The organism is Holdemania sp. 1001095H_141210_F2, assembly GCF_015558105.1.
Taxonomy (GTDB): Bacteria; Bacillota_I; Bacilli_A; order Erysipelotrichales; family Erysipelotrichaceae; genus Holdemania.
Genome location: NZ_JADNPO010000039.1, coordinates 1 through 12256, shown reverse-complemented (window position 1 = coordinate 12256; position 12256 = coordinate 1). Strand labels below are relative to the sequence as shown.

Below are 12256 nucleotides of genomic sequence, written 5' to 3'. Positions count from 1 at the left end.
ATATAAACTATACTTAAATCATATAGGAGGATCACGATGGAACTGCGTCAGCTCGAATATTATGTCGCTGTTGTCCAGCATGGCAGCATCTTACAGGCCGCTTCCGCGCTGAACTTATCCCAGCCGCCGCTCAGCGTGGCGATGAAGCAGCTGGAACAGGAGCTCGGAACGCCGCTGTTTTTCCGCGGAGCACGGCGGATCCAACTCACCGCGGCCGGCGAGCGCTTTTATCAGCGGGCCCTGGACATTCTCAGCCTGACGGAAGACACGCGCCGGGAGATCACCGGCTATGCCCAGGGACAGGGGGGCGTCCTGCGCCTGGGCGCGGTCTCCTCCTCTGCCGCTTCCTTATTATATCCAAGACTTTTCCGTTTCGCTGCACGGCATCCGAAAATGCGATATCAGATCGACGAAGGCAATACGTTTGAACAGTTGAACAAACTGGCGGCAGGCCTGATTGAAGCCGCGATCGTGCGCACGCCCTTTTACGACGCTTCGGTTCACGTCCTGGAGCTGGACGCCGATCCGCTGGCCGTCGTCGTCCGGCGGGAAACGGATCAATTTCCAGACGATCAGATCACAATCCGGCAGTTAAAGGATCAGCCGCTGGTTTATTACCGCCGCTTCGCGGCCCTGTTAGCGGAGGAATGCGAAAAGGAAGGCTTCACGCCTTCCCCGCTTTGTCTTAATGACGATGCCCGGACTTCGATCCAATGGGCGCAGGCCGGACTGGGCACGGCTATCGTGCCCTATTCCTCCGCCGGCTTCATTGATCTGACGCAGATGTCCGTCAAGCCGATCGCCTGCGAACGGCTGGTCACCAAAACGTGTCTGATCTGGTCGAAAAAGCGGCCGCTTTCCGCCGCGACCGCGTTGTTTCTGGATTTTCTCCGTCAGGATTCCAAGGTTGACGTATAGATCGCCTGGATATCGCGCAGGATTTCCGGATGCCGGAATTCCCGGTAATACACCATGTTGATTTCACGCACCATCGTCATGTTTTCAATCGGCAGCGTCACCAGCTTTTTCTTCTGCACCTCACTGCGGCAGGCATTTTTCGAGATGATCGTAACGCCCATGTTGGAAGCGACGAGTTCTTTGATCACGACGACGCTGTCGATCTCCATGATCACGTTGAAATCATGGATGCTTAAATTTTGTGAGATCAGATGACTTTCAAACAGACTGCGGGTACCGGCGCTGGAGGAACGCAGAATGAAGTTTTCATTCCGCAGCTCGCTCAGCGATACACTTTGCTTTTTGGCCAGCGGATGATTGACCGAAACGGCTACGCACAGCGAATCGGTGTCCAGCAGGATGGAAGTGAAATGCGGGGCGGTGATATTGCCCTCGATGATCGCCAGATCCGCCTCGTACATTTTGAGTTTATTATAAATATTATTTATGTTATCCGTAATAATATTAATATGAACGTTAGGATGCTCGTTGCAGTATTTCGCAAATAAATGCGGTACGATGTTGTTCTGGGCGGTCGGCGTGATGGCCAGCGTCAGGCTTTTCACCTGGCTGCGGACGTCGCTTAACGCCTGGCGCAGATTCTCGGAAAGCGCGTAAGCCCGCCGTGCATACTTGATCAGCACCTCGCCTTCCGGGGTCGGAACCAGCTGACGGCGGTTTTTATAAAAAATCTTAATGCCGAATTCCTCCTCCAGCAGTTTGATGTGATGGGTGATCGCCGGCTGCGTTAAAGCCAGCTGTTTCGCCGTTTTGGTATAATTGCCGCATTCCACTAACGCCAGCAATGTTTTAATCTTGGGATCAATCATCAGGTCATCCTCCTATTATTAAATATATTTATAATATACAAAATATTCATAATTTGATTTTATCCTCTTTGATCCATATAATCAAGTAGGAAACGACAAGGGGGAATTCAAACGATGTTAAGTTCATTTAATTTACAGCCCAATTCCGAGCTGGGGCTGTGTCTGGCGATTATTTTGTTAAGCGGGTTTCTGTTAACCCGGATCACAAAGCTGCTGAAGCTGCCCAATGTGACAGCTTATATTTTGACCGGCGTGCTGTTAGGGCCGTTCTGCTTCAACGTGATCCCGACGGAAATCATCAACAGCCTCGGTTTTGTCACCGACGTGGCGCTGGGCTTTATCGCTTTCGGCGTCGGCCGCTACTTTCTGTTTCATGAGTTGAAGCGCAACGGCATCAATATCCTGATCCTGACGTGCTGCGAAGCGTTGATCGCCGCGGTAGTCATCATCTTCGTGATGGTTGTGATCTTCCGCCAGCCGCTGGCCTTCGCGCTCTTGTTGGGGGCGATCGGATCGGCGACCGCGCCGGCTTCCACGATCATGACGATCCGGCAGTATCAGGCCAAGGGCGATTTCGTCAATTTAATCCTGCAGGTCGTCGCGCTGGACGATGCGGTATCCATTCTTGCCTTCAGCGTCTGCGCGGCGATCGCGGAAGCGCTGGTTCAGCACTCGGCGATGAATCTGATGGTGTTTATCGAGCCGGTCTTAACCAACGGTTTAGCGGTGGTCATGGGCATCGGATGCGGTCTGATCATGAATAAGATGATTACGGAAAAACGTTCCGATGATAACCGTCTGATCATCGCGGTGTCGATGATCTTAATTATGAGCGCGCTGTGCACCGCGTTGGATGTCTCGCCGCTGTTGTGCTGCATGGCGATGGGCGCGGCTTATCTGAATTTATCCAAGGATATTCAGCTGTTTGATCAGGTCAGCAGCTTCACCCCGCCGATCATGACGATCTTCTTCGTCGTCAGCGGCATGAATCTGAATATTCCGGCGCTGCGGTATGTCGGCTTGATCGGTCTGGGGTTCTTCTTCTTCCGCATTGTCGGCAAGCTGATCGGTTCGTGGATCGGTTGTACCCTGATCCAGGCGCCGGCCACAACACGAAATAATTTCGGTCTGGCACTGGTGCCGTCAGCCGGCGTCGCGATCGGTTTAGCGGCCCTGGGCCAGCGGATCTTGCCTGGCGAATATGGAACGTTGTTGTCCACGGTCATCCTGTCAACGGCGATCCTGTATGAAATCATCGGTCCGCTGTGCGCGAAGACCTCGTTAATCTTATCCGGTTCCATTCCCAAAGAAAATCTGCATCCTGCCCATCACAAGCATTCTCATCAGGCCGCGGTCTGACTCTCTTAACCAGAAACGAGTGGAAACGTCTGGGGTTATCCCCTTCGCTTCCACCCGTTTTCTTTTGCCTTGTTTTCAGCGCCCTCTTCCGTGAAAAATACAACCCTCGCAATCGGGTGGCGCCAATCGAATCAGACAGAAAGCATAAAAAAACAGCGTCGTGAAACGCTGTCTTCATCCTTACTTTCTCAGGCCCAAGCGCTGAATCAGATCACGGTAACGGTTGATATCCGTGTCGCGCAGATAAGCTAAGAACTTTCTTCTGCGGCCGACCATCATCATCAGACCCCGTGTGGAATGGTAATCCTTCTTGTGTTCCTTTAAATGTTCTGTCAGACGGTTGATCTGCGCTGTCAGAACGGCAACCTGAACCTCAACGGAACCGGTATCGCCTTCAAAACGAGCGTATTCTTTAATGATCGCGGTCTTTTCTGCTTTACTTAACATGTGTTTTCCTCCTATATCGTTAAGACCTGATGGACCGAGCGTGCCGACGGAGTCATCGTGCATCCCAGTTCAACAGCGTGTTAATCATAGCATAAACATCCCCTGCTTGACAAGTCTTATTTTCATCTGATCCTGCTTTATGAAGCGGTTTAGGAGCCAGAGGGCGCAGTCAGGACACAGGGAGCAATGCTTGTGTTTTGCCCCCGGATGAAGGTATAATAGGACAAGAGGTGATACGATGAGTAAAATTGCATGGATCGGAACCGGGGTCATGGGTAAGTCTATGGTTTCCCATTTATTGAATCAGGGCGATGAGGTCACCGTCTACAACCGGACGGCCGCCAAAGCGGAAGCATTAAAGGAAAAAGGCGCGCAGGTCGCTTATTCCGTGGCCGAGGCCGTCAAGGATGCGGACTTGATCTTCACGATCGTCGGTTTCCCGAAAGATGTCGAAGAAGTTTATGATGAAATCTTCAAAGCGGCCAAGCCGGGGGCCATTGCGGTCGATATGACGACGTCCTCCCCTTCGCTGGCGGTGAAGCTTCATCAACAGGGAAAAGAGCATCAGATCCGCGTATTGGACGCGCCGGTTTCCGGCGGCGACAGCGGCGCGGCGGCGGGCACGTTGTCGATCATGGTCGGCGGTGAGGAAGCAGATTTTAACGCCTGCCTGCCGTATTTCAACAAGATGGGCAAATCCGTGCTGCGGATGGGACCGGCAGGCTGCGGCCAGCATACCAAAATGGCGAATCAGATCGCAATCGCCGGCACGGTCAGCGCAGTGGCGGAAGCGATCGTTTATGCCAAGGCGAACGGTCTGGATCCGGAAAAACTGCTCGGCGCCATCAGCAAGGGCGCAGCCGGCAGCTGGCAGATGAGCAACAACGGCGTCAAGATGCTGCAGGAAGATTATAATCCGGGCTTCTTCATCAAGCATTTCATCAAGGATATGCGGCTGGCTAAGGAAGCGGCAAAAGCGCAGAACGTGGAGCTGCCGGTGCTGGAAATCGTGCTTTCCATGTACGAACAGATGCAGGATGAGGGCGAGGGCGATCTGGGTACTCAGGCCATCATCAAGCATTACGAAAAATAGCTTCTTTTCGACCTTCGGATGTTTCCGGAGGTTTTTTTAATGGATCATCTTGACCTCAATGGAAAAGAAGTTTCTTAATCCAGAAACTCCTCCAGTACCGTATTTAGAAGCGCCATGCCGGCTTCGGTCGGCATCAGGCGGTTCTCCGTCATTCTGAGCCAGCCCTGCCTGATTCCTTTCTGCACCGCATCCGGGTAGACCTCGCTCAGCGGCAACCCGAACTTCTGTTCAAAGTCAGCCAGCGATAACCCCCATGCGGTGCGCAGATTCATCATCACCATTTCGAACATCTGATCCCGCCGCGACAGTTCGATCGTTTCCCCGATCCAGTTTCCTTTAAAATATTCCTGAAAATTGCACGTGTTGTCATAACGAAAAGAACTCAGCTTCCCGCTGGCGCCCAACCCGACGCCGTAAAAATCGTCATAATTCCAATAATGCAGATTATGCCGCGACGCATAGCCCGGTTTCGCAAAATTGGATATTTCATAATGTTGATAGCCGGCCGCAGTTAAAACCCGGACCGCTTCAAAATACATGCTGGCTTCGGTGTCCTCGTCCAATGGCCGCTGACCGGTTCGGCCGAATTCGCTGTGTTCCTCAATCGTCAGCGCATACAGCGAGCAATGCGGAATGTTCAGCGACAGGACGTCCTTGAGTGTTTTTTTCCATTGCGCCCTCGTCTGACGCGGAAGGCTGTAGATCAGATCGCAGGAAATATTCGTCAAGCCGGCCTGCTGAAGCTGCCGCACCGCCTGACGTGCCTGAGCGAATGTATGCCGCCGGCCGATCTGCTTCAGAATTTCATCGTCGCAGGATTGCAGGCCGAGCGATATCCGGTTGATCCCGCCCTTTACCAAAATTTCGATCAGTTCTGTGCTGATCGCTTCCGGATTGGCTTCGATTGTGACCTCCGCCGCCCCTTGAAGATAAGGCTGAAGCAAGTCCAGCAGCCGCCGCAGCTGATCGAGCGATAAAGCGGTCGGCGTGCCCCCGCCGATATAGACCGTTTCCATACCTTTGCAGGGCACCCGTTCTTCCAGTTCTCTGGCCAACTGCGTCAAATACTGATCAGCCAGTCCGGCGTGGTAGCGCACGCGGGTGAAATCGCAGTACGCGCAGATTCCCTGACAAAAGGGAATGTGAACATACAGCGCGCGATTCTCAAAGGTAGCGGCGGCGCACATCGGCAAACTTCTCCCGGATGACTTCCTCTGCGTCCCATCCCTGATCAATGCAGATCGACATCGCGTATATCAAAACGTCGGCGACCTCGCTTTTCACGGCGTCCCAGTCCGGCGTTTCCTCGGTCTGAATAAAGCATTCCAGCAGTTCCCCGGCTTCGGCAAAAACCGACTTGGCTAAAATCGCCGGCGTGTCGGTTTGATCCCAGCCGCAGTCGATCCGCAGCTGTTGGATTTCATCTGATATTGCCATAACTCTCCCCTGACCTTTCTTCGCTCATTCCTATTTTTAAACCCATCAATCAAAAAAACAGGCGGGGCGCTGAAACCTGTGAAAGGATGATCCAATCGCTGAGGTTCGCCTGCCGCCGGCCTGTTTTTATTTATCGTCGTCCATCGACAGGACAGCCATGAACGCTTCCTGCGGAATTTCTACGGATCCGACCGCCTTCATCCGCTTTTTGCCTTCCTTCTGTTTTTCCAGCAGCTTCTTCTTTCGTGAAATATCGCCGCCGTAACACTTGGCCAGAACGTTTTTGCGGAGCGACTTGATATTGGTGCGCGCGATAATCTTCCCGTTCACCGCCGCCTGCACCGGAATTTCAAACTGCTGCTTCGGGATCAGTTCCTTCAGCTTCACAGTAATGGAGTTGCCGCGGGCATAAGCGAAATCGCGGTGCACGATGATCGACAAGGCGTCGATCAATTCGCCGTTGAGCAGAATGTCCATCTTGACCAGATCGCTCTTTTTGTATTCGCTGATTTCATAGTCCAGCGACGCATAGCCCTTCGTACAGCTTTTCAGCTTATCAAAGAAATCAAATACAATCTCACCTAATGGAATTTCATATTCCAGCGTATTGCGGTTCGCGTCGATATAATGCATGTCCTTATAGATTCCGCGCTTGTTCTGACACAGCTCCATAACCGCGCCGATGTATTCGTTGGGCACCATGATGTTCGCGGTGACATACGGTTCTTCCAGTCGTTCGATCCGCTGGACTTCCGGCAGATGCGCCGGGTTGTCGATCTTGACCATCGAGCCGTCGGTCAGATAACAATGATAGATAACGCTGGGCGCCGTCGCGATCAGCGACAGGTTATACTCCCGTTCCAGCCGTTCCTGAACGACGTCCATGTGCAGCAGGCCGAGAAAGCCGCAGCGGAAGCCGAAGCCCAGAGCTTGGGACGTTTCCGCCTCAAACTGCAGCGAGGCGTCGTTCAGCTTGAGCTTTTCAAGCGCGTCGCGCAGATCGTTGTATTTCGCGGAATCGGTCGGATACAGACCACAGTAAACCATCGGATTCATCTTTCGATAGCCCGGCAGCGCTTCGTTCGCCGGATTGTCCGCCTTCGTGACGGTTGCGCCGACGCTGACGTCCTGCACGGATTTGATGCTCGCTGCAAACCAGCCGACTTCGCCGCACTCCAAAGCGTTGAGCTTGACTTCCTTCGGATTGCGCACGCCGCATTCCAGCACTTCATATTCAGCCTGATTATTCATGAAGCGGATTTTATCGCCGACCTGAATCCGGCCGTCCTTGACGCGGACAAAGACGATAACGCCGCGATAGGAATCATACACGGAATCAAACACCAGCGCTTTTAACGGAGCCTGCGGATCGCCGGCAGGCGCCGGAATCTTCTTCACGACTTCCTCCAGCACATCTTGAACGTTAAGTCCGGTCTTTGCCGATATCAACGGTGCTTCCGTACAATCCAGCCCGATGACGCTTTCAATTTCTTCCTTGACGACCTCCGGCTGCGCGCTTGGCAAATCAATTTTATTGATGACCGGCACGATCTCCAAATCGTTGTCCAGCGCTAAGTAGACGTTCGCCAGCGTCTGCGCCTCAATTCCCTGCGCCGCATCCACGACCAGCACCGCGCCTTCGCACGCCGCCAGCGAGCGTGAAACCTCATACGTGAAATCGACGTGCCCGGGGGTGTCGATCAGATGGAAAATATATTCCTCGCCATCTTTTGCTTTATATTTCAGCTGAACCGCGTTCAGTTTGATCGTAATGCCGCGCTCCCGTTCCAGATCCAGAGAATCCAGGATCTGATCAACCATTTCCCGATGCTGAACGGTATCGGTCATTTCCAGAATCCGATCCGCCAATGTGGATTTGCCATGGTCGATATGGGCAATGATCGAAAAGTTCCTGATCTTCGACTGATCCATCGCCATTCCTCCTTAAACTTCTGTCCTATTATATCAAAAGCCGACCTCAAAGAAAAGCAGAACCACTCCTCAAACGATGGGAAACAGGCTGAGCTTTACGTTTTCCCGACGGATTTGCCGAGCGTATGTGAATTTCTTGCGGCCTTCGATCCAAGCGGAACACCTGCATAATTGAACTGGCATTTTCAAATTTTTATACGGAATTATAGCGGAAGGAATGCAGCCGGAAAACATTGACTTCGTGCATTCCGTTCAATAATTGTGAGGATGGTTCCTTATTTCTGCATTCATCGTCTTACTTTATACCGTAATTCTTAACAATCTGATATCAGATAATAAACGAGGATTCCAAGGTTTAAATCTTTGCGCTTGAATTCCCCTCCCTTTTGCGTAACACGTTTCTCACATAAAAGCCCAAGCGAGTTCATCGAGCTGGCTTGGGCTATTGAATTGCTTTGATTATTTTGTCTGTCTTTTTGACAGGAGATGGATTCCCTGCCTGTTTTATCCTGAAAAAACAAGCTGCGCCTTTCCCTTTGGCGCCAGATTTCCGCCGGATTCAAGCTTTCGTTTTTACTTCGGCAAAGCTTCGCTTTCCTGCGGAGTGCCGGTTGGATGGGCAATCGCTTCAAACTGACAGCCGATCAGCTGCTTGCCTTTGCCATTGTAGAAATCTCTGGCACTGACCCGCTTTTTGCCTTCCATCTGCAGCTCAGTTACGATAAGCATCCCTTCACCCGCGGCGACCTGCATCCCGGTTTCGTCAAAACCGAGGATGGTGCCGCTCGGCTTTCCGGACCTCTCTTCGCGATAGCGCACGCCCCAGAACTTCATTTTCTGTCCGGCGATCACGCCATAGCCTACCGGCCAGGAGATCAGCCCGCGGATCTGATTATAGATCTGCCAGCCTGATTTAGAAAAATCAATCCGCTCCTGTTCTTTCGTGATATTCCAGGCGAAGCTGACCTGCGTTTCATCCTGGGGAACCGGCGTAATCCGGCCTTCGATATAGTCCAGCAGACATTCCTTAAGCAAGGCCGCGCCTGCCGCCATCAGCTTGTTATGCAGGATTTCCGTCGTATCTTCCGCTTCAATCGTTACTTTTTTGACCGCCAGCATATCCCCGGCGTCCATTTTCTTTACCATCTGCATGATCGTCACGCCGCTTTCCGTTTCGCCCTGAATGATTGCGGTATGAATCGGCGAGCCGCCGCGGTATTTCGGCAGCAGTGAAGCATGAACGTTAATGCAGCCGTATTTCGGCGCGTTCAGCACGGCTTCCGGAACCATCTGACCATACGCGCAGGTAACGATCAGCTCCGGGTTTAACGCCAGCACATCCGCATACTCCGTACGGATCTTCTCCGGCCGCAGCACCGGCAGCGCCAGCTGCTGCGCCAGAGCATGCACCGGCGTCGGCTGCAGCTTCTGCTGCCGCCCGACCTTCTTGTCCGGCTGCGATACGACCCCGACCAGTTCGACAAACGGCAGCTCGGTTAACGCCTGTAAAATCCCGCAGGCAAATTCCGGCGTGCCCATAAATAAGACTCTTGTTTTCAAGAGGCATCCCTCCTTTTTCGTTTACGTCAACGATTATACCATAAACAAAAGGAAGATGCGCGGTTCATTGGCCGAAAGCCGAGGTGATCATGCGCACGGAACCATCGACGACGCGGATGACCATCTCGGAAATATTTGCCCCCAGCTGACCTGCGGCGTTTTCCTGAATCTGATACATCGAGGCCCGGTGAACGGGCGGCTCAATCACTTCTTCCTGTTCAATCTGCCGGTTGAATTCGTCGATCCGCTGCTGGATCGTGGATTCCGGCTGCTGCTGATTGAGCGTACTGCCGATACTGACGACGATTAAAATCAAAAAGGCGTCCAGAATAAACCGTTTCATTCGATCCCTCCGTTCGTTAACGCTTCGACTAAGATCCGTAAGGAGTGGCGGACTTCCTCCGTGCTGTTCTGGTCCGTTCCCAATTCCAGCAGCACCATGTTCTTGGCCATATCCTGATTGTAAACAGACTGCCGCTGGAAAACTGATCTCATTATACCCGGCATCACCTGGTTGATTTTGTCGGTTAATTGCCGGGAATGTTCCATCACGTGAGCGGCATTGGAAGATTTCATGCCGACGACAAACATCATCTTTGCATAAGTGACCCCGTCGCTCTCCAAGATGGAAGCGGAACGCGGCGCGGAGTCGCGGTGCAGGTCGATGACCAGATCAAAGCCGCCGTGTTCGGCGAACGTATCGTTGATATGACGGCGGGAAATCGTATATAATTGGTTGTATTTCAGCCCTTCCTCCTCCGCTTCACGCAGGAAATTCCCGGTCTGAAAATAAACATAATAACCCTCTTCTTCTAACATTTTCGCCAGCTCCATGCCGATTTCATAGGTCGTCGTACCGTCGCTGTACGTTTCCGACTGATGGGTGTTATAGATGTAAACGGATTTTTTCTCCGGTTTTTCTTCCTTTTCAAATTTCGGTACAAACGGCTCGTTGACCACGACCTCATCAATTCGTTCCACCGCCTGTTTGAAGTCCGGCAGCAGCGCCAGCTGTTCCTTGATCGAGATGCGGTCCAGGTCGATCACCGGATGCAGGATCGACTCCAGCACCGAGGTTTTATTCTGCGAAAGTAAATCGCGGAAGCCGCTAAAGAATGACGTCATGACGAGAAAGGCCAGGATCAACAGACATTTGAGCGTAATTTTCAGCTTTGTTTTCAAGGAAAAAAGCCCCCTCTCTTTCCGCAGTTTATGCGGGGAAAGGGGGGCTCATGACTACATCTGGGAGTAGCGGGGATGAAGCACCTGATTGATCGCTGTCGAAATCACTTCCGTCAAATGCTTGACCTCCTCATCCATTTCTTTGGGCGTGACGACCATCTGGTAGGATTCCTGATAATGGATATGTTCCATCACCTTATCATAATCATCGCATTGGATCGTCGAAAGAACCTGATCGATCAGCGCTTCAATGCTGACGACCGTGGCGACGCCAATCGCGACGACGGGAGCCTGCACCAACTTTTCGTTGAGCACTTTGCGGTGATTGCCGACCCCGCCGCCGGGCTGAATCCCGGTATCGCTGATCTGGATCACCCGGTTGATCCGTTCGATGGAACGGGTTGCCAGCGCGTCGATCGCGATCACAAAGTCGGGCTTAAACTGCCGGGCGACCGCCTGGACAAATTCCGCGGTCTCCAGACCGGTCTGCCCCATTACACCGGGAATGATGACCGCGACCTCGCTGGTTCCCTGCGCCAGTTCTGCTTCATTCAGCCGATGCAGATGAGCCGTAACGATCACCTCGCGGGCCGCCATTGGACCTAAAGAATCCGCCGTGATTTCCTGATTGCCCAACCCGACGATTAACGTCCGCGTCCCAGTACACTTCAAGCCCTCAACAACCTGTTTCAAACAATCCGCAGTCACGGCGATCGCTTCCTTTCGCTGAGTTGCGTCGTTCAGGTCGTCCAGCTCAATCGTGATATACTCACCCGGCTGCTTTTCAATTTCCTCGCACGGATGGTGAATTGAAATATGATGGGTCGTGATCCCGCGGTAACTTTTCTTTGTATGGGTAAAATTCTCATTGTCCTGTAAATCCAGCACTTCTTCATAGGCCAGATCGGTTCTGTGTTTGCGCATACGCTCACCTCGGACTTAGTATGCGCTGAAAGAACGCCGGTTATGCGTCGGATTCCAAAAGAAAACAATTTGTTTTTACCGGTTCCGGCTTGTTTTCTTGTCACCTTTTTCCATTAGTGTTTGCATTTTCACCTTCCTTTTGTTATAATTCTTAAGGTATAAATGCGGAGGAGGTGTCAGAATGCCAAACATCAAGTCTCAGAAGAAACGTTCGATTACTAATTTAAAGAGAAATGCAGCGAAAACTGCGGAAAAATCCGCGCTGAAGACGGCGATCAAGGAAGTCCTGGTTGCGGTTGAAGCAAAGGATAAGGAAAAGGCAGTTGCAGCGTACAACACTGCAAATTCTTTATTAGATAAAGCCGTTACCAGCCATCTGAAGCACAAGAACTACACAGCGCGTCAGAAGGCTCGCTTAGCGAAAGCGGTCAACTCTCTGTAAGATGCGAAAAAGATCCGGAATCCGGATCTTTTTTTATGGGCTCTTTCAAAAATAGTGTTGGTGAGAGAAAAACCGAAACAAGAAAGACGCAGA

General features: G+C 52.1%; 13 protein-coding genes. 4 read left to right on the top strand and 9 right to left on the bottom strand.

All coding sequences use genetic code 11. From position 1 onward, the window contains the following. The first annotated feature begins 36 nt into the window (after positions 1 to 36). The gene (locus tag I2G61_RS15165; protein ID WP_072683457.1) at positions 37 to 918 is read left to right on the top strand and encodes a LysR family transcriptional regulator; all 882 of its coding nucleotides are present in this window, start codon (positions 37 to 39) and stop codon (positions 916 to 918) included. On the opposite strand, the gene I2G61_RS15160 is transcribed toward I2G61_RS15165, so the two are convergent. Continuing rightward, positions 894 to 1787, bottom strand: a complete 894-nt coding sequence (locus I2G61_RS15160; RefSeq protein ID WP_072683458.1) for a LysR family transcriptional regulator — start codon at positions 1785 to 1787, stop codon at positions 894 to 896. The two genes, I2G61_RS15165 and I2G61_RS15160, sit on opposite strands and share 25 nt — an antisense overlap. 114 nt (positions 1788 to 1901) lie before the next feature. Between I2G61_RS15160 and I2G61_RS15155 the strand changes: the two genes are divergently transcribed. Further along, a complete protein-coding gene (locus I2G61_RS15155) occupies positions 1902 to 3146 on the top strand; it encodes a cation:proton antiporter (protein WP_195548423.1) in 1245 nt (414 codons plus the stop codon). 180 nt (positions 3147 to 3326) lie between these two features. Here the strand turns inward: I2G61_RS15155 and rpsO are convergent, their stop codons facing one another. After that, positions 3327 to 3593 carry a 30S ribosomal protein S15 gene (rpsO, locus tag I2G61_RS15150; protein ID WP_072683460.1) on the bottom strand — a complete coding sequence of 89 codons (267 nt, stop codon included), beginning with the start codon at positions 3591 to 3593 and terminating at the stop codon, positions 3327 to 3329. A 238-nt stretch (positions 3594 to 3831) separates the two neighbouring features. On the opposite strand from rpsO, the gene I2G61_RS15145 reads away from it, so the two are divergent. Further along, entirely contained in the window at positions 3832 to 4686 is an 855-nt protein-coding gene (locus tag I2G61_RS15145) for an NAD(P)-dependent oxidoreductase (RefSeq protein ID WP_195548422.1), read from the top strand. A 74-nt stretch (positions 4687 to 4760) separates the two neighbouring features. Here the strand turns inward: I2G61_RS15145 and hemW are convergent, their stop codons facing one another. The 7 genes from hemW to gpr form a co-directional block, all read right to left on the bottom strand. Next, on the bottom strand, positions 4761 to 5873 hold the full coding sequence (hemW, locus tag I2G61_RS15140; RefSeq protein ID WP_195548421.1) for a radical SAM family heme chaperone HemW: 1113 nt from the start codon (positions 5871 to 5873) through the stop codon (positions 4761 to 4763). After that, positions 5851 to 6123, bottom strand: a complete 273-nt coding sequence (locus tag I2G61_RS15135; RefSeq protein ID WP_195397315.1) for a MazG nucleotide pyrophosphohydrolase domain-containing protein — start codon at positions 6121 to 6123, stop codon at positions 5851 to 5853. Before I2G61_RS15135 ends, hemW begins: the two co-directional genes overlap by 23 nt. Before the next feature lie 126 nt (positions 6124 to 6249). Further along, a complete protein-coding gene (gene lepA, locus I2G61_RS15130) occupies positions 6250 to 8055 on the bottom strand; it encodes a translation elongation factor 4 (protein ID WP_195548420.1) in 1806 nt (601 codons plus the stop codon). A gap of 573 nt (positions 8056 to 8628) precedes the next feature. Then, positions 8629 to 9615, bottom strand: a complete 987-nt coding sequence (fmt, locus tag I2G61_RS15125; RefSeq protein WP_229100782.1) for a methionyl-tRNA formyltransferase — start codon at positions 9613 to 9615, stop codon at positions 8629 to 8631. 64 nt (positions 9616 to 9679) lie between these two features. Beyond that, the gene (locus I2G61_RS15120) at positions 9680 to 9958 is read right to left on the bottom strand and encodes a hypothetical protein (protein ID WP_195548419.1); all 279 of its coding nucleotides are present in this window, start codon (positions 9956 to 9958) and stop codon (positions 9680 to 9682) included. Beyond that, positions 9955 to 10797 (bottom strand): stage II sporulation protein P, encoded by an 843-nt coding sequence (locus I2G61_RS15115; RefSeq protein WP_195548418.1) that lies wholly within the window; start codon positions 10795 to 10797, stop codon positions 9955 to 9957. Before I2G61_RS15115 ends, I2G61_RS15120 begins: the two co-directional genes overlap by 4 nt. Before the next feature lie 54 nt (positions 10798 to 10851). Continuing rightward, positions 10852 to 11721, bottom strand: a complete 870-nt coding sequence (gpr, locus tag I2G61_RS15110) for a GPR endopeptidase (protein WP_195548417.1) — start codon at positions 11719 to 11721, stop codon at positions 10852 to 10854. Between the two features lie 181 nt (positions 11722 to 11902). Here gpr and rpsT point away from each other — a divergent pair, with 181 nt between their 5' ends. Beyond that, positions 11903 to 12163: a 30S ribosomal protein S20 gene (gene rpsT, locus I2G61_RS15105; RefSeq protein WP_006060229.1), complete on the top strand. Its 261-nt coding sequence runs from the start codon at positions 11903 to 11905 to the stop codon at positions 12161 to 12163. Positions 12164 to 12256: the final 93 nt, after the last annotated feature.